Genomic DNA, 23149 nt, shown 5'->3' with positions numbered 1-23149 from the left:
CATACGAGATCACCTCGCGCCGCACAGCGTTCTTGCAGATGCGCGGGTCAGATGAAAAAATGCCGTCCACATCGGTATAAATGATGAGCTCATCGGCCTTCAGCGCCGCGGCGAGCGCCACTGCACTCGTGTCCGAGCCGCCGCGTCCGAGCGTCGTGATGTCGCCCCGCTCGTCGACGCCCTGAAAGCCCGCCGCGACCACAACGCGGCCCTCGGCCAGCTCCTTCCGGATACGCGCGGTGTCGATCAGTTCGATCTCCGCGTTCCCATGTGTACCGTCCGTTTCGATGGGGATCTGCCATGCGCAGAGGGATACCGCCTCCACGCCGATGGACCGCAGCGTCATCGCGCCGAGCGCGGCGCTCATCTGCTCGCCCGCGGAGAGCAGCATGTCGAGCTCGCGCGGCGAAGGCCGCTCGCTGATCTCCTTTGCCTTTTGCAGCAGGCCGTCCGTCGTGTCGCCCTGCGCGGAGAGAACGACGACCACGTCGTCGCCTTCGTCCACCCGCGATTTGACGATGCGCGCCATGCGCAGAAGATGCGCATAGTCGCGCACGGAGCTGCCGCCGAACTTCTGTACGATCAGGCTCATAAGAACCACTTCCAACAAAAAATGGATTGACAGCGCTCATCTCAGCCGCTGCCAATCCATCGTATGAACTTGTACAAGCCCGCGTGACTCAGGCCGCGAGGATATCGAAGCGCACCACGCCCTCAAGCGCGAGCGCCCGCGCCATCATCTCTTCGATCGACTCCTGCATTTCGGACGTCTCGGCCGAGATCGTCACCGCGGCACAGCCGTTGGTGGGAATACTCTGGTTGATGGTCAGAATATTCGCGCCCGAACCGGCAAAAATAGAAAGGACGTTGGACAATACGCCGGGGTTGTTCTTGAGCATCGTGTAGAACGTGATGATGCGGCCGGTCTTCATATCGTTGAAGGGGCGCACCGCATCGCGGTACTTATAAAATGCGCTGCGGCTGATGCCGACGGTGCGGGCGGCGTCGCCCGCGGTGCGCACCTCGCCGGACTGGAGCATGCGCTTCGCCTCCGCCACCTTGATAAAAATTTCCGGAAGGGCCTCTGCCGAGACCAAATAAAATTTCGTTGCAGGCGCCATAATGTTTCTCCTCCGCGGTCATCTGTCTTTATATGGCAGGATTTTAGCATATCTTAACGCATATTGCAACACTTTTTTCGATGGGAGGTCTGCAAAATTTGACTGAAAAACGGCTGAGACGCTTCCTCACTTTGTCGCTCGCGCTTTTCATGGGTGCATCTCTCTTTTATGTCTGCTTTCGCTATGTGCTGCCGTGGTGTTTGCCGTTTCTGCTGGCACTGCTCATCGCGGCGCTGCTGGAACCGGTCGTTTTGTATCTGCGGCGGAAATTTCACTTTCAACGTGGCTTTTCCGCGCTGATCCTGACGCTGACGCTGCTGTTTCTGCTCGGCGGGCTGCTGTCGCTCCTGTGGTCTACGCTGCTTTCTCAGACGAACGCGCTGCTCGCCGCCGCGCCCGCGTTTTTCGACGCGATCCCCGCCGCAGCAGACGATCTGCTCTCCCGATTGGAGCAGTTCAGCGCGTCGAGTCCCGAATGGCTCAGCGGCTATCTGCACGAGCAGCTTTTCAGGGCCGTCACGGACGCGGACAGCCTGCTGCGCTCGCTGTCTTCGCGCGCGATGGCGTGGCTCGGCTCTGCCGCCGCGGCGCTGCCGGGCGGCGTGCTCGCCATCGCGACGGGCGTGCTTGCGATCTTCTTCACCTCCGCGTCGTACCCCGAGCTCTGCGCAGCACTCGAACACGCCGTGCCGGAAGAAGCGATGGCAAAGCTGCGGCTCTTTCGCGGCGGCGTAATGCGCTCGCTTGCGCGGTGGCTGCGCGCGCAAGCAACGCTGTCGCTCATCACGTTTTCAGAGCTTCTTATCGGCTTTCTCCTCATGCGCCAGAGCTATTCCCTGCTGCTCGCCTTTCTCATCACACTGCTCGACGCGCTGCCGGTCTTCGGCACGGGCACGGCGCTCGTGCCGTGGGCGGTCTTCACGCTGCTGTTCGGCTTCCCGCCCAAGGCCATCGTGCTCCTCGCGCTCTACCTCTGCACGCTCATCACGCGCAACACGCTCGAGCCCAAGCTTCTCTCCGCGCAGGCGGGGCTGCCGCCGGTCGCGTCGCTCTTTGCGATGTACCTCGGCTACTGCACATTCGGCGTGGCAGGGATGGTACTCTTCCCCTTCCTCCTGCTGCTGTTCGCGCAGATTCGAAACGCAAAATCGGAAGCTGCCGCATAAAAAAGAGAACGGTGAAAACCGTTCTCTTTTTTGGTACAAAATAAGCATAGCACCCGAAGCGGATAGGAAGCCTCGGAGACTATGCTTATTTTTGTTATTTTGTTATAATGGGAGGGCAATGGATGGACGGTCTCTTTGACGAGCCAAGCGCTCGAGCTGTAAACAGTCCTCCGCCCTCTTGTTATAAAGATTCGATTGAGCAGGTTGCTCCGGCTATGCCGTGTGCGTGTCACGAACCAAATTGAATCGTAATAAGCCGGTGCGAAAGCATTGCAATATTTTATCAGGAAAGAAGGAATGCCCGTGCTCAGTATCGGGATCGATGTGTCCAAAGGAAAAAGTACAGTGTGCGGAATGAAGCCAGGGGGGAGAGATCGTGTACGCTCCATTTGAAGTTCAGCACACAAGAGAAGGAATGTTGGAGCTCGTATCACTGCTGCGCAGCAGCGGCGAAGAGGTTCGTGCCGTTTTGGAAAGCACCGGCAGCTACCATTGCCCGGTGGTGACTGCTTTGTTGGAGAACGGAATATTCGTCTCCGTCGTCAATTCGCTGCGGATGAAGCGGTTTTGCTCACAAAGTATCCGCAAGGTGAAGACCGATCGAATTGACGCTATGCAGATCGCTTTGTACGGTTTGGCTTATTGGCAGGAGCTTCAACCGACCAAGCTGCCGGAGGATACATATCGGGAGCTTCAGCTTCTGGCGCGGCAGTATTACCAAATGACCTCCATGCTGATCAAGGCAAAGGTTGATTTTAATGCCCTCTGTGATCAGGTTTTGCCCGGTATGCAGGAGCTCATGAGCGACCATGCCGGACGGCACAAGCTTTCGGACTTTGTCCTGCAGTATTGTCACACCACTCACATCCTCGAAATGGGAGAAACGCGCTTTCGGAAGGATTATTGCAAATGGGCGGAAAAAAGGGATACCGCAATTGCGAACGTATGGCAACACTCATCTTTGCCACAGCTCAAAACGGTATCCCTGTGCTTCCCAATGCACCATCCACGCAGATCGTCATTACGGAAGCGATACGAGTCCTCCACACAGTGGAGGCGTCCCGTGACGCTATTTTAACACAGATGCAAGCTCTCGCCAAGACTCTGCCGGAATATTCTCTCGTGCGCGAAATGCCCTGCATCGGGGACACGCTGGCTCCGCGCCTGATTGCGGAGATCGGAGATGTCCGACGCTTTCACAGCAAGCGGGCTCTCATCGCATACGCCGGCATCGATGCGCCGCCGTACCAGTCCGGCAAATTCTGCGCGAATAACCGGCATATCTCCAAGCGGGGAAATCGCTATCTGCGTAAGACCGGGTACGAAGTCATGCAGAGCTATGTGATGCACAAACCGGCAAACGACCCGATCTTTACATTCATTGAGAAAAAACGCGGCGAGGGAAAGAGTGGTAAACTCGCTATGGTAGCACGCATGAATAAGTTCCTCCGAGTCTATTATGGCAAGGTCACAGAGCTCTACCGCAGTTTGCCGGCAATAGAATGAGCTGAGATCTCCAATGCTTTATTTGAGGCGGCCAAGCGATCCGCTTTGCCGCCTCTGCTTTGCTATACTCTTTTTCTGCCGATAACTTTTTTTAATTAGGGCTTGACTTTTTAGCAGGTTTATTGCTTTTTACCGGCCTGTGCCGCCGTTGTTGAGCAGCCAGTTGAGGAACTGGCCGTTGTCTCCGACATCGCCGGATGCGCTGTCTCCCGCCGTGCCAGTGTTGTCAGACGGCGTCTGTGTGCCGCTGTCGCCGCCAGTGGTGGCATCACCGCCCGGCGTCGTGCCGCTGCCGTCATCCGGTGCATCCGGGTCCGGCGTGGGCTCCAGCGGCGTTGTGTGCGTCGTGCACATGCCGCTGTACATCAGATCGCTGTATAGCTGCACTGTGCCGCTGTTCGTGCGCACCGGTTCGCCTGCAGGGATCGACGAAATGAGCCCTTCTTCGAGCTGTGCCTGATACGTTGCCTGAAGCGCGGCGCTCAGCGGCGTCGTGAGAAGCTCGCGCTTGTAGCCCCAACCGCTGCTGACGTTCGGCTGGCCCAGATCGAGCACATAGGCCGTCGTAACATTCGGGCAGTAGTCGGAGGCGAGCATGCCGGAATCGGCGCAGACGGTTACGCTGATGTGTCCGTCGCAGCTCAGCGAGGGCGCATGGTCCTTTGCGACCTTGACAGTCTGCGAGGGACAGCCGGCCGAGGCCAGAAGTCCCGTCTGCGTGCAGACGGTCACGCTGACCATGTCGGCGCTGCTGACTTCAAAGTCCTTGTTCGGAAGGCCCGCGTGGACCTTGCTCATAAACGTCTTCCACAGCGTGGCCGCGGGGTTGCCGCTCGCCACGATGCGCGTCGGCGTGTCGTAGCCGACCCAGACCGCTGCCGTGTAATACGGCGTGTAACCGACAAAGTAACGGTCGTTGTTGCTGTTGGTCGAACCGGTCTTACCGGCGATGGTCATACCGGAGAAGTTCGCGCCCGTACCCGTACCGTTGCGCACGACGTTTTTCAGGAGCTCGTTCATCGCGTATGCAGTGCTCTCCTTCATCGCGACGTGGGACTCGGTCTTATTTTCAAGGATGACGTTGCCGTTGTGGTCAAGCACCTCGGTATACGTTCTCGGCGTGGTGTAAACGCCGCCGCGGGCAAATGTTGCGTAGGCCGCGGCCATCTCGCGCGTCGTCACGCCCTTAGAAAGGCCGCCGAGCGCGAGCGCGCCCGCCGCGGTCATATCGTCGTCCGTCAGCGTCGTGAAGCCGAGATTTTCGGTCATAAACGCATACGACGCGGGCAGCGTCAGCTTGATGGCCGTGCGCACCGCCGTGGGGTTGGACGAATTGCGGATGGCGTCTTGCAGCGTCATAATGCTGCGGTAGCCCGAGTAGGCATTCACCGGCCAAATACTGCCGCCGAGCATTTCAACGGGATAGTCGTCGATGACGCTCGCGGGCGTGATGACGCCGGCGTCCAGCGCGGGCGCGTAAACGCTCAAAGGCTTGATGGCAGAACCGCACTGACGCACAACGGTCGAATAGTCGAGCAGGAACCGCCCCTCGCGCTCACCCACGCGGCCCGCAACGGCGACGATGTCACCCGTCGTGTTGTCGATGATCGTCGCGCCGGACTGGAGCAGTTGGCCCTTGGACGAGGTGTAGTTCAGGTTATTGCGGTCGGCGTAAACGCTCTCCACGATGGACTGGATCTCGGGATCGACCGTGCAGTAGATGGAGTAGCCGCCGGTGTAGAGCATGTCCTTTGCGACCGACTCATCGTAGCCGAGCTTTTCATGCATGTCAGAGACGATATCATTGAACATGCGCTCGACAAAGTAGGAGTCATACATCGTATTCGACGCACTGTCCGCCCTGCTCGCCACATTGGCAGAGGGGACAAAGTCCGCATCCCAGGTGAAGACGAGCGGCTCGACCTTTGCCTGCTCGTACTCTTCGTCGCTGATCTTGCCAAGCTCGTGCATCTTATAAAGAACGGTGAGCTGGCGCTCCTTGTTCTGCTCGCGGTACCAGTCGCCGCGTGCGGGGTCATATTTATAAGGGAACTGCGTGATGCCAACGATAGACGCCGCCTCCGCGATGCTCAGCTCACCAACGGTCTTGCCGAAGTAGCCCTCCGCCGCGGCCTCGATGCCGTAGCAGCCGTTGCCGAAATACACCGTGTTCAGATACGTCTCGAGAATTTCGTCTTTCGAGTAGTTCTTCTCGAGCCGCAGCGCACGGAAGATCTCCGACACCTTGCGCTTGATGGTCACCTCGTCGTCACCGGTCACATTTTTGATGACCTGCTGGGTGATCGTCGAGCCGCCGCGGGTCGACGTGCCGGTGAGCTTGCCGAGAATGGCCTTGGCCGTGCTCTTCCAGTCCACGCCGTGGTGGCTATAGAAGCGCTCGTCCTCGATGGAGGTCAGCGCCTCCTGCACATGCTTGGGGATGTCGTCGATGCTGACGAGCGTTCTGTTCTCTTCACCGTGAAGCTTCGTGAGCTCCACCCACTCCCCGCTCGCCTTGTCCTGATAGTAGACCGTTGAGCTCTGCTTGAGCGTATAGGCCGAGATGTCCACATTCAGATCGAGCGACGTGTGCACGTAGACCATGAAGATGGCGAAAAACATCAGGCAGGTGGTAAGGCCGATGGCGAGAATGGTGCCGATGACCCGCTTGGCCGTGCCGGATTTTTTCTTTTTGTGCGCCTGATGCGTGGGGTGCTGGGTGTGCTGTCTTCGGGGCGTCTGGTTTTCTGCGCGGTTTTCTTCCATAAAGCGCCTCCTCCTTTGCGATAGAAATATGCGCAAGCGCGCATAGCCGATTTTCAATAGTGATACAGAATACAGTATAGCACGGCTGTCAAGTGGTACGTATCTTGTCTTGCATTTTGCCGCAAGGTGCGGTATAATGCGAGCACAAACTTTCAGGAGGTGTTCCCCCATGAACGATGAGTTCGGCCCCAATTTCGTCACGCTGACTGATGACGAGGGCAACGATATAGAGCTGGAATACGTCGACGCGCTCGAGCATAATGGCACGACGTATATGGCCTTCTTCCCCGTGGTCGAAGAGGACAGCGAGGACGAGGAAAACGAAGAGGAATACGGTCTCGTGATCCTCAAAAGCCAGATGGAAAACGGCGAGGAGTTCCTTGTCACCATTGACGACGAAGAGGAAATCGACAAGGTCTACGACCTCTTCATGGAGCAGATCCTCTCGGACGAAGAGTAAAACTTCGATTGCGACGGATTTTTTCCGAAAACTGAGATAAACTGAACATGCCCTGCGGGGTGCGTGATAAGTTCTTTTTAAACCCACATTTCGTCATAAGGGACGCCGGTACGCTCCGGTGGTTTGCAGGCCTCCCGGCTGCCGTCTGCGGCTGGACGTTGGAAGCAATAAAGCCGGACAGAGGCGACCCACCTGTCCAGAATGGTGCAGGTTTTGACGGGGCTTACACGGCCGCTGCGGGGCATCTTTTTATCTTTCCACGGATTGCACAAAATTACGTTTTTATTTTCTACGTCAGTTTAGACGAAAAAAACGTGCATTTTGTTCGCGATTCCTGTAAAATATTTTTACAAACTAAATTACCGTTTGGTAGCTGCAACGTAGTGCTTCGCGCACGGGCTGTACGGTCTCCCCTTTCGGGGAGATGATACGGTCTGTGTGAGGAGCGCTTTTTCTTTCCCCTTGCGGTGCCGCTTTCGCGGCAGGGAAAAGGCAAACGAAAAAGGAGGAGCAAACTTATGAAACTTGTCACCAACGGTCGTCTCATCACCCGCAACGCAGATGCACAGGGCTATTATGAGCACGGCGCCGTCGCCTTTGAAGGCACGAAGATCGTCGAAGTAGGCGAGGAAGCGATGCTTCGCGCCAAGTATCCCGACGCCGAGATCATCGACGCCAAAGGCGGTGTCATCATGCCCGCGTTCATCAACGCGCACACGCACATCTACTCCGCCCTCGCCCGCGGCCTTTCCATCGTCGGCAACAACCCGACGAACTTCTATGAAGTCCTTGACGGCACATGGTGGGCCATCGACCGCCATCTGATGATGGACGGCACAAGGGCGTCCGCCACCGCGCTGTACATGGACTCCATCAAGCAGGGCGTGACGACGATCTTCGACCATCACGCCTCTTACGGTGAGATCCCCGGCACGCTCCACACGATTGCCGAGGAGAGCAAGCGCCTGGGCCTTCGCTCCTGCCTATGCTATGAGGTCTCAGACCGCAACGGCGAGGAGAAGTGCTTACAGGCCATTCAGGAGAACGCCGATTTTATCACCGAATGCGAAAAGAATAAGGACCCGATGCTCGCGGCAATGTTCGGCGGCCACGCGCTGTTCACGATCTCCGATAAGACCTTCGACCGCATGGTCGCGGCCAACAACGGCCGCACGGGCTATCACATCCACGTGTCCGAGGGCATGAACGATGTGTACGACTCCCTCCAGAACTATGGCCGCCGCCCCGTCCAGCGCTTGCAGGATCTCGGCATTCTCGGTCCCAAGACCATCCTCGGCCACTGCATCCACGTCAACACCGCCGAAATGGAGATCATCAAGGAGACCGGCACGATGGTCGTGAACAATCCGGAATCCAACATGGGCAACGCCATCGGCATCTGCCCCGTCCTCCAACTCCACAAGCGCGGCATTCTTCTCGGCATGGGCACAGACGCCTACACGAACGATATGCTCGAGTCCCTCAAGGTCGCCCTCTGCTCCCAGCGCAGCCAGAACTGCCTGCCGAACGTCGGCTGGTGCGAGGTCACGGACATGCTCTTCAAGAATAACGCGAAGATCGGTGAAAAATACTTCCCCGACACGCTCGGCGTGCTGAAGCCCGGCGCGGCAGCGGACATCATCGTCATGGACTATAAGCCGTTCACCCCGTTCTCCGACGAGAATATCGACGGCCACATGATCTTCGGCATGACGGGCCGCCAGTGCCAAACCACCATCGCCGCCGGCAAGACCCTCATGCTCGACCGCGAGCTCGTCGGCATCGACGAAGAAGCCGAAAATGCGCACATTCTTGAGGCGGCAAAGAAGCTTTGGGGCGAGCTGAATCACAGAACCTATTAAGCAAGCGGGAGGAAAAAACAATGTCTGAAAAAATGTATCCCATTCCGTTCGACTCTCTGATGAACTGGGTGACGAGCGAATACGCGCAGTGCGGCGATGTGTTCGGCGTTCATAAGCACTATCACGCAAGCGGCAAGAGCCTGCCGATCTTCGGCGAGCGCATCGAAACACCGTTTGGCCCCGCCGCCGGCCCCAACAGCCAGCTTGCGCAGAATATCATCGCGGCCTATGCCGCCGGCGCGCGCTTTTTCGAGGTCAAGACCGTGCAGAAAATGGACGGCGCGGAGCTTGCCGCCTGTGTTCCCCGCCCCTGTATCCTCGCCGCTGACGAGGGCTACAATCAGGAGTGGTCGACCGAGCTGACCGTGCAGCAGGCGCAGGACGAGTACATCAAGGCCTGGTGCGCGCTCAAGATCATGAGCAAGGTCTACGGCTTCGGCGATCCCGACGGGTTCGTGTTCAATATGTCCGTCGGCTACGACCTGGACGGCATCAAGGGCCGCAAGGTCAACACCTATATCAACAACATGATGGACGCGGGCAAGACCGCGCAGTTCAAGGAATGTAAAAAAGTCCTGACCGAGCTCTTCCCCGAGGAAAAGGACTTCATCGCCTCGATCTCCCCCAATGTTTCCCGCTCTGTTACGCTCTCCACGCTCCACGGCTGCCCGCCGCAGGAGATTGAGCGCATCGCAAGCTATCTTCTCAAGGAAAAGCATCTGCACACCTTCGTCAAGTGCAACCCGACCATTCTCGGCTACAAGACCGCGCGCAGCATCCTCGATTCCATGGGCTATGACTACATCGTCTTCGATGAGCACCACTTCAACGAGGACCTCCAGTGGGAGGACGCCGTGCCGATGTTCGAGCGGCTGCAAAAGCTTGCGGACAAGCAGGACCTCGAGTTCGGCCTCAAGCTCTCCAACACCTTCCCCGTCGACACGACGCGCGGCGAGCTGCCCAACGAGGAAATGTATATGTCCGGCCGCAGCCTCTTCCCACTGACGATCGAGATGTGCAATCGCATCTCCCGCCAGTTTGGCGGCAAGATGCGCATTTCGTTCGCAGGCGGCGCGGACTACTTCAACTGTGACAAGCTTTTTGCCGCCGGCATCTGGCCCATCACCGTCGCCACCACCATCTTGAAGCCCGGCGGCTACAACCGCCTGCACCAGATGGTCGAAAAGGTCAAGGATATGCCCTACCGCGCATTTTCCGGCAACGACCCCGCCGCGATCTCCGACCTTGCCGCCTCCGCGCTGCACGACTTCCACCACCTCAAGGCAATCAAGCCGCTCCCCTCGCGCAAAAAAGATGAACAGGTGCCGCTGCTCGACTGCTTTACCGCGCCCTGCAAGGGCAGCTGCCCCATCGAGCAGGACATTCCCGAATACCTTGAGCTCTGCCGCAAGGGGCTCTACGGCCCAGCACTGAAGCTCATCACCGAGAAGAACGCCCTGCCGTTTATCACCGGCACCATCTGCGCGCACCGCTGCCAGGGCAAGTGCTCGCGCAACTTCTATGAGGAATCCGTCCACATCCGCGAGACGAAGCTTCTTGCCGCGGAAAAGGGCTACAACACCTTGATGGCCTCCCTCCGTATGCCTGAGCCGGTCGAGGATAAAAAGGTTGCCATCGTCGGCGGCGGCCCGACCGGTATCGCCGCGGCGTACTTCCTTGGCCGCGAGGGTGTTCCCACCACGATCTTCGAGCGCGAGCGCAAGCTCGGCGGCGTGCCGCGCTACGTCATCCCCGCCTTCCGCATCAGCGACGAGGCCATCGACAAGGACGTCGCGCTCATGGAGCGCTACGGCGTCGAGGTCAAGCTCGGCAAGCCTGCTCCGTCCGTCGAACAGCTCAAGAAGATGGGCTACACGCACATCCTGATGGCCACCGGCGCGTGGAAGCCCGGCAAGCTCGACATTGAAGGCAACGTGCAGGGCGTCATCGAGTGGATGAAGCGCATGAAAAAGCAGGTCAAGCCCTGCCTGAGCGGCAACATCGTCGTTGTCGGCGCGGGTAACACCGCCATGGACGCCGCGCGCGTTGCAAAGCGCATGGGTGCGCATGCGACCATTCTCTACCGCCGCACGAAGAAATTCATGCCCGCCGACGAGCACGAGTTACAGCTCGCCATCGACGAGGGCGTCGAATTCGTCGAGCTGGCCGCGCCCGTCAAACAGAGCCGCGGCAAGCTCCTGTGCGATAAGATGATCCTCGGCGAGCCGGATGAGAGCGGCCGCCGCAGCCCCGTCAAATCCGGCGAGCAGTTCACCATCCCCTGCGACATGGTCATCTCCGCCGTGGGCGAGCAGGTCGACGCTGAGCTGATGGCTGCAAACGGCATCGAGATGGAGCGCAAGGGTCCCGCGTTCGAGACAAACATCCCCGGCGTGTACTGCGCGGGCGACGCGCACCGCGGCCCCGCCACCGTGGTCGAGGGCATTGCTGACGCCGCGCGCTTTGCCGAGATCGTCGTCGGTCACCCGCACATCTACGACATCCCTGCCGAGGCCGATGTGACCGAGTTCGACGCGCAGGCCAAGAAGGGTATCCTCTCGATGGCCAGTAAGTGTGTCTGCGACGGCGAGCGCTGCTTACAGTGCTCCACCGTGTGTGAAAACTGCGTCGATTCCTGCCCGAACCGCGCGAATGTCGTCATCAAGATGGCCGACGGCTCACACGAGATCGTCCATGTCGACAAGATGTGCAACGAATGCGGCAACTGCACGCAGTTCTGCCCCTATGCCAGCGAACCCTGCCACGACAAATTTACCCTCTTCCAGACGAAGGAGGACATGGACGAGAGCGAAAACTACGGCGTGCTCTTCGAGGACGACGATATGGTCCGCCTGCGCTACGAGGACGGCGTGAAGGAATACGACTTGGCCTCCTGCGACAACGATCTTCCCGTCGAGCTGGAGGCGCTCATCCTCACCGTGCGCGATAAGTACAGCTACCTCTACCTGTAAGCAAAGCGAAAAACGAGGGAGCCGGGGCGATGCCCCGGCTCCCTCTTCCCTGTTGGAAGCAAAAAAGAGCGCTGCCTAAGCAGCGCTCTTTTCGTTGTATTGTGCTTCGCCTTACTTCTCGATCAGGTTCAGCTGATAGATGATCTTGGCGATCTGCGCGCGGGTCAGGGACGCGGCAGGCTCGAAGGTGGTAGCGGTCATACCGTCGATGACCTTCGCGTCGACGAGCGCCATCACGTAACCGTCGGTGCAGTCGGTGAACTTGCTCTCGGTCTTGGACTCGGCAAGCTTGTTGAGCTTGGCAGCGACCTGGCAGAACTCGAGGCGGGAGATGGCCTTCGTGCCGTCGAGGTCCGCAGCAACGAGGCCGAGCTCCGCAGCCTTGGCGATGACGTTCTTGCTCCAGTCGGCGCCGGTGGCGTCCGCAGCCTTGAGATCGCCGTGGCTGACAAGCAGGAGCTTGAGCGCGGCCGCCCAGGACAGCTTGGCGTCGGGCGTGTAGGTGGTGGCGGAGGTGCCGGAGATCACGCCAGCCTCATAGAGATGGATCATGTAGTTGAAGTACCAGGAGGTGGTCTTCACATCCTTGAAGGGATTGAAGTAGGAAATGCGGCCCTGAGGCGCGGCATACTGCTCACCGATCACGCCCTTGAGCTCCTTGGTCACATACTCCATCACAGCCTCGTCCAGAGGAATACCGGTGTCGAACTGGGCGGAAGCGGCCTTAAAGGCATAGTAGGTGTCGCCGCCGGCGGCGCAGAAGTTGTTCGTCACAACGGCGTAGACCTCATTGGCCTTGAATTCCTTGCCGTTGACGCTGTTGATGACCACGCGGTTGATGGTCTTGGGGCCATAGTAGGTGGATTCGGGATAGGTGGTGTCGTTCTTGTCATACGCCTTGCCAGTGTGGATGGTGAAGTTGATGCCGGAAACCTGCGGGAAGCCGCCGACCGCCGTCGGGGTGCTGAAGGTAGAAGCCTCGAGCGCTTCGAGCAGCTGCTCGCCCGTGACATAGACGACCGCGACCGTGTTGCCGAACGGCAGAACGGTGTTGATGTCCTTCTTGGTCACATCGCCCTTGGCGATCGCCGCACGGATGCCGCCGCCGTTGGTGATGGCGACCACATGGTCTTCATTCACGGTCAGGCCGTCCTTGTTCTGCAAGACCTTCCAGCGCATCGCGTCGGTGATGAGGTCGCCGTTGTTGGTCTCCACGTCGCGGTTGCCGTTGGGGGCCTTCGCGCCGTTGAGTTCGACCTTGCTGGTGGCGAACTTGACACCGTATTCATTGTTGACACGGTCAACAATGACCTTTGCCGCCGCGGCAACGGTCGCGTCCTTGGCGGTGTCTTCCTTGATCTCGTAAAGGGAGTTGCTCTCGATCTTCTTGCTGGCGTCATCGATGACGATCACGCCGATGTTCTTGAACGCGGTGCCGGTGGACTGGATGGGCTCGCCCTTCTCGCCCTTGGTCATCACGGTGTGGGAGTGGCCGTCGATGATGAAGTCAATGCCCTTGACGGCGGCGTAGAGATCGGTGGAGCGGTAAGGAGCGGACTCTGCGTCAACGCCCAGATGCGCAAGGCAGATGACAACATCCGCATCCTTGAGCGCCGCGACCTGATCGGCGGCAGCCTTGGTGAAGGCGTCCTTGTCAGCGAAGGTCAGGCCCTTGATGAGCGCGGGGTTGGCCTTGGTCTGGGTCTCGGGGGTCTCCATGCCGAAGAAGCCGACCTTCACACCGGACTTGGTGGTGTAGGTGTAGCTCGCGTCGAAGATGGGGGTGCCGTCCTCATTGAAGACGTCCGCGCAGACGACCTTGAACTTGGCCTTGCTCATGTTTTCCTTGAGCTGGGCATAGCCGTAGTCGAACTCGTGGTTGCCGAGGGTGACGACGTCGTAGCCCGCGGCATTCATCATCGTGACCGCATCAGCGCCCTTGGTGGAGCTGACATAGGTCGTGCCCTGGCTGAAGTCGCCGGCGTCGACGAGGATGACCTCGGCTCCCTTGGCCTCATAGTCGGCCTTGAGCTGTGCGATGTAGGCATAGCCCTCGACCGCACCGTGCACGTCATTCGTATGCAGAATGACAGTCTTGCCCGCCATCTCGGCTTTCGCATCAGCGGCGGTGTCCGCCGCAAAGCTGGTCACAGTCAGGCTGAGAACCATCGCCATTGCGAGCAGGACGGATAGGAACTTGCGCATAGTGTTTTCCTCCTCAATTTTTTCACTCCGCTTTTTCTCTGTCCGCTCTTCGTGACACGCAGCTTCTTTTCACATCTCTCAGTTGGTCTGCGCGCCAAAAGTTCGCTTTTTGTACAAATAAAAGCGGAATGTGGTATGATTTTATTGTATCGTATGTCTGCTACTTTCTCAATACGGCATTGTTCCGAATTTGCGGCAAAAATCTTGGCGCTTCTCACATTTTTTCCAAACTCTATGGAAATCAGGTAAAAAGTATGCTATGCTTTTGCTAATTTGGAACGGTATTTTTTCAAAGGAGGGTTCTTCCATGAAAACACTGCTTCGAGGCGGCTATGTCGTCAGCGGCCGCGGCTGCCGCCGCGCCGACGTGCTCATCGACGGGGAAAAGGTCGAAATGCTTGGCCACATTCCGCCCGAGCTCGCCGCGCAGAGCGAGGTCGTCGATGTGACGGGCTGCATGCTCTTCCCCGGCTTTATCGACGCGCACACGCACTTCGATCTCGATGTGTGCAGCACCACGACGGCCGACGACTTTGAAAGCGGCAGCAAAAGCGCCATCCGCGGCGGCACGACGACGGTCATCGACTTTGCCTGCCCCAATAAAGGGGAATCCCTTGCCTATGGGCTTGATCTCTGGCATAAAAAGGCCGACGGCAAGTGCTACTGCGACTACGGCTTCCATATGACCATCGACGACTGGAACGAGAGCATCGAGTCTGAGCTCGACGCGATGTTCGACGCCGGTATCACGTCTTTCAAGATGTACCTCACCTACCCCGCCATGATGATCGGCGACGGCGCGGTCTACCGCGCGCTGAAAGCGCTCAAGGCCCGCGGCGGCATCGCGGGCGTCCACTGTGAGAACGCGGGCGTCATCGACGCGCGCATCGCCGAACTCAAGGCGAGCGGTTTGGGCGCGGACGTCGTATCGCACCCGATCTCCCGCCCCGACTATTTAGAGGCCGAGGCTGTTTCACGTCTGCTGCGCATCGCGCAGGCGGCCGAGGCGCCCGTCATCATCGTCCACACGACGAACCGTGCTTCTCTTGACGAGATCGCCGCGGCGCGCCGCCGCGGACAGACCGTGTATGTCGAGACCTGCCCGCAGTATTTGGCGCTCGACGACGGCGTTTACTACGATCCCGACTTTTCCTCCGCCGCGCGCTACGTCTGCGCGCCGCCCATCCGCTCGCAGGAGGACAGTGAAGCGCTCTGGAAGGCGCTGCGCCGCGGCGAGGTGCAGACCATCTCGACCGACCACTGCTCGTTCACGCTCGAGCAGAAGGACATGGGCCGCGACGACTTTACGAAGATCCCCGGCGGTCTTCCCGGCGTCGAAACGCGTGGCGAGGTCGTCTACACTGTGGCCATCAATGAAAACAAGCTCTCGCTCGGCGGCGTCTGCCGCGCGCTGAGCGAAAATCCCGCCAAGCTCTACGGTCTCTACCCCCGCAAGGGCGTCATCGCTGCGGGCAGCGACGCCGACATCGTCGTCTACGATCCCGGCGCGAGCCACGTGCTCCACGGCGCGGACATGCTCTCCAAGGCGGGCTACACGCCGTTCGAGGGCTTCCGCACGAATGGCGGCGTGTCGAAGGTCTACCTGCGCGGTCAGCTGCAGGTGGACGGCGGCAAGGTCGTCGGCGGCAAGATGGGCGAATACTTGAAGCGCGGCAAATGCGCACTGTGAGGTAAGATATGGATCTGAGGGAAATTTTATTTGCGCAGTTCCCTGCGTTTTTTCTGCTGAGTCTGCTGTTTTTGATCGCGCATCTGCGCGTGCGCAAGCAAAGCGCCGTCAAGTCGGTGCTGTGGGTGCTGCTCTTCGGCGCGGCGCTCGCGGTCTCGATCCTCTTCTGTTTCCTTGGGCTTCAGGCAAAGTACTGGACGCTGAAAACGCTCTTCAAGCTCAAGTTCTGGAGCTGGTTCGGCATTTTCCTTGTGGTGTTCATCCTCGCGCTGCGCCTCGTCTTCAAGCTGCAAAATAAGCACAATCGCCGCGTGATGGAAAAAGAGCGCACGAAGGCGGAAAAGGAGCGCGAGCAGGCTGTCGCGCAGGCGCGCGAGGAGGGCCGCGCCGAGGCGCTCTTCCACGCGGAGGGCGAACAAGCCGCGCCCGAGGCTGTTTCCGGCGCCGCGCAGGACGAGGGACCGTCCGGCGAGAACGCGGAAAAGGAGGGCTGAGTATGTCTTCGGAGCATCCCGCGCCAAGGCGCGTGATCTATTTTGACGTTCTCCGCGTCGCTGCGATCTTTGCCGTTGTCGCCGTGCACCTTTCCGCAATGCACTGGGCGGATGTCGACGTCAATTCGCGCGCGTGGTTCGCTTTCAATCTCTACTGCACTGCGGGTAAATGGTCAGTCCCCATCTTCGTGATGATTAGCGGCGCGCTGTTTCTCGGGCGCGATGTCAGCATCTCCACCATCCTCAAAAAGAACGTCGCACGCATTGCCACGGTTTTTCTCTTCTGGTCGGGCTGCTATGCGCTCGTCTACCTTGTCTTTCGTCACGCGCCGCTTTCGGTCGTGCTTTCGCAGTTCATCACGGGGCACTATCACCTCTGGTTCCTCTACATGATCGTGGGGCTGTATCTGCTCATCCCACTGCTGCGGCCCACTGTGCAAAACGAAATGCTCATGCGCTACTTTCTGCTGCTCGCCTTTATCTTTACCTTTCTTCTGCCCCAGCTCGCCCTGTTCACCTCCTTCGTTTCGTATCAGGCGAGCACGGTCATCCGCACCGTCATCATGTACTCCTACTGTTTTTTCCCGCTCGGTCTCACCATTTATTTTGTCGGCGGGTACTATCTCAGCAAACGGACGTTCAGCCGCAGGGAGGAGATCATTCTCTATTGCGTCGGCGTTGCCGGTCTTTTGGTCTCCGTGTTCGCCCCCGTCACGCTCTCAAGGGCACAGGGCGCGCCGAGCGACATCTTCTACACCTACAATTCGCTCAATGTTCTCTGCACGAGCGTGCCGATCTTCGTTTTTGCCAAGCAGCACCTGAATTTTCTGCACATGGGCGAGCGGGCGTACACCCTTCTCCGCAAGCTGTCGAAATACAGCTTCGGCGTTTACCTCGTCCATCCCATGGTCATCGAGCTATTGCAGCATTTCGGTATCGACACCTTCTTCTGCAACGCCTTTTTCTCCGTGCCGCTGCTCGCGGTCTTTGTGTTCGCGGTCTCCACGGCGATCTCCGCGCTGCTGAGCCGGGTCCCCATCGTCAACAAATACTTCGTCTGAGCGCAAGAGGAGCGCGGGCCAACGGTCCGCGCTCCTCTTTTCTGTTCTCTCTTACGCCTCGGTCTTAATGCCGCGCTTGGCGAACTCCTCGACCAGCAGGTCAAGGTCGTTCGGCAGGCTCATCGGCTCGCCGCAGAACTTGATGGCGTTGGCAACGTCCTTGAGGCCGTTGCCGGTGACGACGGAGACGACCGTGTCGTTCGCGCCGAGCACGCCCTGCTCGCAGAGCTTCTTGACTGCCGCCGTGCCAGTGACGCCCGCGGGCTCGCCGAAGACGCCGCAGGTCGTGCCGAGCAGCTTTTGCGCCGCCATGATCTCCTCGTCCGTCACGTTCACGACGATGCCGTTCGACTCGCGGATCGCCATGAGCGCCTTGTCCGCGTTGCGCGGCACGCCGACGGCGATGGAGTCGGCCAGCGTGTTCTCCTCCATCGGCTCCCAGGGCTTGTTCTCCGCGATGGCACGGTTGATGGGGTGGCAGCCCTCGGCCTGCGCGGAAATGAGGCGCGGGAGCTTGTCGATAAAGCCGATGGCGTACAGGTCCTTGAGGCCCTTCCACACGCCTGCGATGGTGCAGCCGTCGCCGACGGAGATGGCGAGATAATCCGGCATCTTCCAGTCGAGCTGCTCGGCGATCTCGATCGAAACGGTCTTCTTGCCCTCGGAGAGGTACGGGTTGATGGCCGCGTTGCGGTTGTACCAGCCCCACTTGTCGATGGCCTTTTTCGATAGCTCGAACGTCTCTTCATAGTTGCCTTTGACGGAGATCACGTTTGCGCCGAAGGTCATCAGCTGCGCGACCTTACCCTTGGGCGCGCGCTCGGGAACGAAGATGAAGGTCTTGAGGCCCGCGGCCGCGGCGTTGCCCGCAAGAGAGCTCGCGGCGTTGCCCGTGGACGAGCAGGCGATGATCTTCGCGCCCGCCTCCCCCGCCTTGGCGACCGCCATGGCGGACGCGCGGTCCTTGAGCGACGCCGTCGGGTTCTGTCCGTCGTCCTTGACCCAGAGCTTTTTAAGGCCGAGCTGCTTTGCAAGGCGCGGCTCTTCGTAGAGCGGGCTCCAGCCCACGCGCAGCGGCGTGTCGGGCGTTGTTTCCTCCACCGGCAGCAGCTCGCGGTAGCGCCACATTGTGTTCGGGCGGGACTTGAGCGTTTCCTTCGTCAGGTTCTTTTTGATGTAGTCGTAGTCATAGATGATGTCGAGAATGCCGCCGCACGAGCAGTTCGTGAGGTTCGCCGTGGCCTCGTATTCTTTCCCGCACTTGACGCAGCGGGCGCATTTGACGTTTTTTAACATAATAACTCCTTATTGTCCGCGCGCTGCGCGGTGGGTTTTTGCAGCGTGAAAGCGCTGCTGCTTTTTGTCCCCCTATTCGCAGGGGGGACGCGAGACAAAGGGGGTATTCTCTTTCCAAAGAGAATACCCCCTTTGGAACCCCCAGAGAAAGGCAAGGGGTCTTACCCCTTGACCCCGCACATTGGCAGTTTTTATCTTGAAGAGCTGCACGCGCTGCGCAATCAGGTGCAGTGTACATGGCTTCGCCATGAACCCCTGCGTTTCGTGACAACTCTCAACCGCGCCTTACTATCGTGAGGCGCGAGTGACGTTTGCTTGGCGGCAGACTGCTTGCCGAATGCGGCATTGCTTCGCGCGCCGCATTGTGGAGACTGGCGGTAGATGGTGATTACTGCACACTTCTACAAGATGGGCAGAGCGGCAGCGGATGATAGGAGCAGAGACAAGTCGTATAGCAATGCTAACGCGGCTTCGCCGTGCGCGAACAGTTGCATTCCAGAGGCCAAAGGCCCCTTCAAGCCTGAGACTGCCAATCTTAACGCCTTTCTTTTGGACGGGCGACGCCCGTTTTCTTTCTCGGGAAAGAAAATGGGGGTCGCATTCGTGCAGCGCCTGCGGCGCTGCTTTCCCCGCGCCCGCAGGGCGCGTCCCCCCCTTTGAGGGGTATAAAAAAGGGGGCATCTCTTCGAGATACCCCCTTTTATCATCCTAACAGGGTTTGGAGCAAGGGGTTCCTGCTCCCCTTTCGCGCTCTTAGAGCGCTTTGAGAAGGCCGGTGGCCTCGTTGAACTCGTTGATGAGCTCGTCGAGCTCCTTCGCCTGCGCGTGGACAGCGTCCCACGTGCCCTTGGTGTCATACCAGAGCGCGTTGAGGTCCTTGACGTCGCGCGCCTGCTGCTCGACCCAGGTGTAGTACTTGAGGTTGTGGATGCGCTTGCGGTCCTCGTACGTCAGCTCCATCATGCTGTCGGTCTTCAGGCCGAGCATGTGAAGGTTGTGGTCGAGGCGGGCCTCCTCGGCGTTGTACGCGCCGTGCATCTCGTTGAGCTCCTCAATGCGGCTACCGTACATCACAGCGGAGTCGGTCAGAACGGTGCAGACGACATCGTCCTCGGTCAGCTCATAGTACTTGGCCATCTTGATGCAGCACAGGACGTTTGCAATGCCGGAGATGCCGAGCCAAGTGAGCTTTTCGATGAGCTCGTCGGAGAGCTTGAGCTCTTCCTTGAGGTACTTCTTGCCCTCTGCCGTGTTGAAAAGGCGCAGCAAACGCTGGGAATCCTCGTCGTCGATGGCGATGGCCATGTCAGTGTTCTTCACGTTGTGGATCCAGGGGATGTGCTTGTCGCCGATGCCCTCGATGCGGTGGCCGCCGAAGCCGTTATTCAGGATCGTCGGGCACTGGAGCGCTTCGCCCACGCCGAGCTTCATGCCGGGATAACGCTCCTTGAGGAGGTCGCCCGCGCTCATCGTACCGGCGGAACCGGAGGTGAAGCACGCGCCGGCGAGCTTCTGCCCGGGCTTCTTGACCGCCTCAAAGAGGTCTGCAAGGGCGTAGCCCGTGACATTGTAGTGCCACAGCGGGTTGCCCATCTCTTCAAACTGGTTGAAGATCATCATGCTGGGGTCCTGCTTGAGCTCCCAGGTCTTGTCGAAAATCTCCTTGACGTTGGACTCGCAGCCCGGCGTTGCGATGACCTGACCGGCGATCTTGCTGAGCCACTCAAAGCGCTCCTTGCTCATCTCCGCGGGGAGAATGGCGACAGAGTCGACCGCCAAGAGCTTGGAGTTGAATGCGCCGCCGCGGCAGTAGTTACCGGTGGAGGGCCACACGGCGTGATGATACGTCGCGTCGAACTGGCCGGTGACGAGGCGCGGGGCGAGGCAGCCGAACGAAGCGCCGACCTTGTGGCAGCCCGTGGGGAACCACTTGCCCGCCATGGCGAGGATGCGGCAAGGAACGCCGGAGAGCTCGGACGGGATCTCGACATAGTTCGGCACCTCCTGGAAGAGACCGCCGGACTCCTTGGCCTCGTTCTTCCACGTGATGCGGAAGAGGTTCAGCGGGTTGACGTCCCAAAGGCCGACAGTCTTGAGCTTTTCCTGAATTTTCTCAGGGATGGTCTCAGGATGCTGCATCTGCGCGATGGTCGGGATGATAACGTTGTTTTCCTTGGCCTTCTCAATGTTGTGCTGCAGGCCGGTCTTGTTGATGGTCAAATCGATCTTGCCCATGGTTCACTTCTCCTCCTGTTGTTTGTCAATATAAGAATATAGTGTATATTTGGATATGCCGAAGTATTTTGCGATCTTGTCTCCGGATTTTGTGACGAGGAACGCCCCGCTCTGGCTCAAAAAGCCGATGGCACGCATCTTGTCCTCCTTATTCATCAAGGCGACGGGCTTGCCAACGAGCGCGACAGACTGGGCGATGAGCTCATCCAAAAGGTCGTTGACGTTCACGATCTTTTCCGGCTCGCCCTGCGTCTTATCCTTTGTGTCGATCAACTCGTGCACCGCATCCTCGACCATCAGGAGCGAGGAAATGTCGTAATTGATGCCAAGGATTGCGGCGACCTTGCCGTTCCTGCCGCGGATGTACATGGTGGATGACTTCAATATCTTCCCGTCCGGCGTTTTGGTGAGGTAGCTCAAGTGGTCGCTCGGCTGCGCATCGGCCTGACGCACCTGCTCTAAAACAACGTGCGACGCGCCGTCGCCCACCTTGCGGCCTGTGACGTGGCCGTTCTCGATGGCAACGATGGAATGCTCGGGGTGCTTGGCGCCCACATCGTGGATCACCACCTCGCAATGGCTGCCAAAGGTCGCGGCGATGCCCTTTGCGACCTGCTCCAGGGTCTTCAGCGTTGCGGCTTCTATGGTCTATCCCTCCTCCGATCGCCCGTCCGCCCTATTTTGCTGTGCAAATTGCACAGCTTTCCATCGGAACGGGCATGTTCTTTCATCCCTATAATACCATAAATTGATCGAATTGCAATCACTTTCTTAAAAAATTTTTGAAATGCAAATTTTTTGTTTGACAACTGCTGTTCTTATGCTATGATAAAGACAGTGTAACAGAAAATTGACCCCGATCGACAGAAAATACTATTACTTTTAACGGAGGTTTTACCATGGATTTCGAAGCCATCAAGAAAGCCGCACAGGCCTACGGCCCCGATATGACCCGCTTCCTGCGTGATATGATCGCCATCCCCAGCGAGAGCTGCGAGGAAAAGGGCGTCGCCCACCGCATCGCCGAGGAGATGAAGAAGCTCGGTTACGATAAGGTCGAGTTCGACGCGCTCGGCAATGTCATCGGCTGGATGGGCTCGGGCGACAAGATCATCGCCATCGACTCCCACATCGACACCGTCGGCATCGGCAACCGCGAAAACTGGACGCACGACCCGTACGAGGGCTACGAGGATGACAAGGTCATCTACGGCCGCGGCGGCAGCGACCAGGAGGGCGGCATGGCCGCGGCGGCCTACGGCACGAAGATCATGAAGGACCTCGGCCTCATCCCCGAGGGCTACAAGATCATGGTCGTCGGCTCCGTGCAGGAGGAGGACTGCGACGGCATGTGCTGGCAGTCCATCGTCAACGAATACTTCAAGGGCCCCGAGGATGCGAGAAACCAGATCGAATTCGTCATCTCCACCGAGCCGACCGACGGCGGCATCTACCGCGGTCATCGCGGCCGCATGGAGATCCGCGTCGACATGCACGGCGTCTCCTGCCACGGCTCCGCGCCTGAGCGCGGCGACAATGCCATCCACAAGATGGCCGAGGTCATTCTGAACGTACGTGACCTCAACGAGAACGACGCCGCTGATGACAAGGAGATCAAGGGCCTTGTCAAGATGCTCGATCCGAAGTATAATCCTGAGCACTGGGAGGACGCGCGTTTCCTTGGCCGCGGCACCTGCACCACGAGCCAGATCTTCTTCACCTCTCCCTCCCGCTGCGCCGTCGCCGACAGCTGCTCGATCTCCATCGACCGCCGCATGACCGCGGGTGAGACGTATCAGTCCTGCCTGAAGGAGATTGAAGACCTGCCCGCGTGCAAGAAGTACGCCAAGGATATCAAGGTCTCCATGTACATGTACGACCGTCCGTCCTGGACCGGCCACGTCTACGAGACCGAGGCCTTCTTCCCCACCTGGATCAACAAGGAGACCGCGCCCCACGTGCAGGCGCTCGTCGACGCGCACCACGCCCTCTGGGGCACCGAGCGCATCGGCGCGGACGAAAAGGCCATGTCCACGCGCACGGGCCGCCCGCTGACGGACAAGTGGACGTTCTCGACCAACGGCGTATCCATCCAGGGTCGCTACGGCATCCCCTGCGTCGGCTTCGGCCCCGGCGCTGAATCTCAGGCCCACGCGCCCAACGAGATCACCTGGAAGCAGGACCTCGTCACCTGCGCGGCGCTGTACGCGGCTGTCCCCGGTCTCTACAAGCCCGAGAACAAGGACGGCTCCGCCACCTCCTTCCGTCAGGAGTTAACGGGCAATAATATCAAATAACGTGCTTCGCCCGTCATT

Annotated in this window: 17 protein-coding genes and 1 other RNA gene; 11 read left to right on the top strand and 7 right to left on the bottom strand. The window is 59.1% G+C overall.

Annotated elements, in window-relative coordinates; translation table 11 throughout:
• Window positions 1–592 (bottom strand): aspartate kinase (locus NI20_RS0105365; protein ID WP_033120421.1); only part of this gene is annotated, 592 nt, incomplete at its 3' end.
• Between the two features lie 88 nt (window positions 593–680).
• Window positions 681–1121: an ACT domain-containing protein gene (locus NI20_RS0105360; protein ID WP_033120420.1), complete on the bottom strand. Its 441-nt coding sequence runs from the start codon at window positions 1119–1121 to the stop codon at window positions 681–683.
• 98 nt (window positions 1122–1219) lie between these two features.
• Here NI20_RS0105360 and ytvI point away from each other — a divergent pair, with 98 nt between their 5' ends.
• The 3 genes from ytvI (at window position 1220) to NI20_RS15635 (ending at window position 3793) form a co-directional block, all read left to right on the top strand.
• Entirely contained in the window at window positions 1220–2287 is a 1068-nt protein-coding gene (gene ytvI / locus NI20_RS0105355) for a sporulation integral membrane protein YtvI (RefSeq protein ID WP_052084448.1), read from the top strand.
• Between the two features lie 376 nt (window positions 2288–2663).
• On the top strand, window positions 2664–3365 hold the full coding sequence (locus NI20_RS15640; protein WP_242842929.1) for an IS110 family transposase: 702 nt from the start codon (window positions 2664–2666) through the stop codon (window positions 3363–3365).
• Window positions 3338–3793: a transposase gene (locus tag NI20_RS15635; protein WP_242842928.1), complete on the top strand. Its 456-nt coding sequence runs from the start codon at window positions 3338–3340 to the stop codon at window positions 3791–3793. Before NI20_RS15640 ends, NI20_RS15635 begins: the two co-directional genes overlap by 28 nt.
• A 129-nt stretch (window positions 3794–3922) precedes the next feature.
• Here NI20_RS15635 and NI20_RS0105345 read toward each other — a convergent pair whose 3' ends face one another.
• On the bottom strand, window positions 3923–6559 hold the full coding sequence (locus tag NI20_RS0105345; RefSeq protein WP_052084445.1) for a transglycosylase domain-containing protein: 2637 nt from the start codon (window positions 6557–6559) through the stop codon (window positions 3923–3925).
• Between the two features lie 169 nt (window positions 6560–6728).
• Here NI20_RS0105345 and NI20_RS0105340 point away from each other — a divergent pair, with 169 nt between their 5' ends.
• From NI20_RS0105340 to ygfK, 4 genes are all read left to right on the top strand, one after another.
• The gene (locus tag NI20_RS0105340; protein WP_033120419.1) at window positions 6729–7019 is read left to right on the top strand and encodes a DUF1292 domain-containing protein; all 291 of its coding nucleotides are present in this window, start codon (window positions 6729–6731) and stop codon (window positions 7017–7019) included.
• A gap of 46 nt (window positions 7020–7065) precedes the next feature.
• Window positions 7066–7266: non-coding RNA, 6S RNA (ssrS, locus tag NI20_RS14505), on the top strand.
• Between the two features lie 271 nt (window positions 7267–7537).
• On the top strand, window positions 7538–8881 hold the full coding sequence (ssnA, locus tag NI20_RS0105335; RefSeq protein WP_033120418.1) for a putative aminohydrolase SsnA: 1344 nt from the start codon (window positions 7538–7540) through the stop codon (window positions 8879–8881).
• A gap of 20 nt (window positions 8882–8901) precedes the next feature.
• Window positions 8902–11853, top strand: coding sequence for a putative selenate reductase subunit YgfK (gene ygfK, locus NI20_RS0105330; RefSeq protein ID WP_033120417.1), 2952 nt, complete (start codon window positions 8902–8904; stop codon window positions 11851–11853).
• A gap of 111 nt (window positions 11854–11964) precedes the next feature.
• On the opposite strand, the gene NI20_RS0105325 is transcribed toward ygfK, so the two are convergent.
• Window positions 11965–14058 (bottom strand): 5'-nucleotidase C-terminal domain-containing protein, encoded by a 2094-nt coding sequence (locus tag NI20_RS0105325; protein WP_081958382.1) that lies wholly within the window; start codon window positions 14056–14058, stop codon window positions 11965–11967.
• 307 nt (window positions 14059–14365) lie between these two features.
• On the opposite strand from NI20_RS0105325, the gene hydA reads away from it, so the two are divergent.
• The 3 genes from hydA to NI20_RS0105310 are packed head-to-tail and all read left to right on the top strand — an operon-like array spanning window position 14366 to window position 17303.
• Window positions 14366–15748, top strand: a complete 1383-nt coding sequence (gene hydA / locus NI20_RS0105320; protein WP_033120416.1) for a dihydropyrimidinase — start codon at window positions 14366–14368, stop codon at window positions 15746–15748.
• A gap of 8 nt (window positions 15749–15756) precedes the next feature.
• A complete protein-coding gene (locus NI20_RS0105315; protein ID WP_033120415.1) occupies window positions 15757–16242 on the top strand; it encodes a hypothetical protein in 486 nt (161 codons plus the stop codon).
• Between the two features lie 2 nt (window positions 16243–16244).
• Window positions 16245–17303 (top strand): acyltransferase, encoded by a 1059-nt coding sequence (locus NI20_RS0105310; RefSeq protein ID WP_033120414.1) that lies wholly within the window; start codon window positions 16245–16247, stop codon window positions 17301–17303.
• A 51-nt stretch (window positions 17304–17354) separates the two neighbouring features.
• Here the strand turns inward: NI20_RS0105310 and NI20_RS0105305 are convergent, their stop codons facing one another.
• From NI20_RS0105305 to NI20_RS0105290, 3 genes are all read right to left on the bottom strand, one after another.
• Window positions 17355–18599 carry a threonine synthase gene (locus tag NI20_RS0105305; protein WP_033120413.1) on the bottom strand — a complete coding sequence of 415 codons (1245 nt, stop codon included), beginning with the start codon at window positions 18597–18599 and terminating at the stop codon, window positions 17355–17357.
• Window positions 18600–19352: 753 nt separating this feature from the next.
• Window positions 19353–20834, bottom strand: coding sequence for a pyridoxal-5'-phosphate-dependent protein subunit beta (locus tag NI20_RS0105295; RefSeq protein ID WP_033120411.1), 1482 nt, complete (start codon window positions 20832–20834; stop codon window positions 19353–19355).
• A 3-nt stretch (window positions 20835–20837) separates the two neighbouring features.
• The gene (locus tag NI20_RS0105290) at window positions 20838–21479 is read right to left on the bottom strand and encodes a transcriptional regulator (RefSeq protein WP_033120410.1); all 642 of its coding nucleotides are present in this window, start codon (window positions 21477–21479) and stop codon (window positions 20838–20840) included.
• A gap of 254 nt (window positions 21480–21733) precedes the next feature.
• On the opposite strand from NI20_RS0105290, the gene NI20_RS0105285 reads away from it, so the two are divergent.
• Window positions 21734–23131 (top strand): YgeY family selenium metabolism-linked hydrolase, encoded by a 1398-nt coding sequence (locus tag NI20_RS0105285; protein WP_033120409.1) that lies wholly within the window; start codon window positions 21734–21736, stop codon window positions 23129–23131.
• Window positions 23132–23149: the final 18 nt, after the last annotated feature.

The sequence above is a fragment of the Oscillibacter sp. ER4 genome (genome assembly GCF_000765235.1).
In the GTDB taxonomy this organism is placed as follows: domain Bacteria; phylum Bacillota; class Clostridia; order Oscillospirales; family Oscillospiraceae; genus Hominicoprocola; species Hominicoprocola fusiformis.
This window is presented reverse-complemented; position numbering and strand designations above follow the sequence as displayed.

Excerpts from the sequence above, each read along its gene's own strand:
- NI20_RS0105345 (WP_052084445.1), bottom strand. The coding sequence starts at position 6,559 with ATGGAAGAAAACCGCGCAGAAAACCAGACGCCCCGAAGACAGCACACC.
- NI20_RS0105305 (WP_033120413.1), bottom strand. The coding sequence starts at position 18,599 with ATGTTAAAAAACGTCAAATGCGCCCGCTGCGTCAAGTGCGGGAAAGAA.
- NI20_RS0105360 (WP_033120420.1), bottom strand. The coding sequence starts at position 1,121 with ATGGCGCCTGCAACGAAATTTTATTTGGTCTCGGCAGAGGCCCTTCCG.
- NI20_RS0105295 (WP_033120411.1), bottom strand. The coding sequence starts at position 20,834 with ATGGGCAAGATCGATTTGACCATCAACAAGACCGGCCTGCAGCACAAC.
- NI20_RS0105285 (WP_033120409.1), top strand. The coding sequence starts at position 21,734 with ATGGATTTCGAAGCCATCAAGAAAGCCGCACAGGCCTACGGCCCCGAT.
- ssnA (WP_033120418.1), top strand. The coding sequence starts at position 7,538 with ATGAAACTTGTCACCAACGGTCGTCTCATCACCCGCAACGCAGATGCA.
- NI20_RS0105310 (WP_033120414.1), top strand. The coding sequence starts at position 16,245 with ATGTCTTCGGAGCATCCCGCGCCAAGGCGCGTGATCTATTTTGACGTT.
- NI20_RS0105315 (WP_033120415.1), top strand. The coding sequence starts at position 15,757 with ATGGATCTGAGGGAAATTTTATTTGCGCAGTTCCCTGCGTTTTTTCTG.
- ygfK (WP_033120417.1), top strand. The coding sequence starts at position 8,902 with ATGTCTGAAAAAATGTATCCCATTCCGTTCGACTCTCTGATGAACTGG.
- NI20_RS0105340 (WP_033120419.1), top strand. The coding sequence starts at position 6,729 with ATGAACGATGAGTTCGGCCCCAATTTCGTCACGCTGACTGATGACGAG.
- NI20_RS0105325 (WP_081958382.1), bottom strand. The coding sequence starts at position 14,058 with ATGCGCAAGTTCCTATCCGTCCTGCTCGCAATGGCGATGGTTCTCAGC.
- hydA (WP_033120416.1), top strand. The coding sequence starts at position 14,366 with ATGAAAACACTGCTTCGAGGCGGCTATGTCGTCAGCGGCCGCGGCTGC.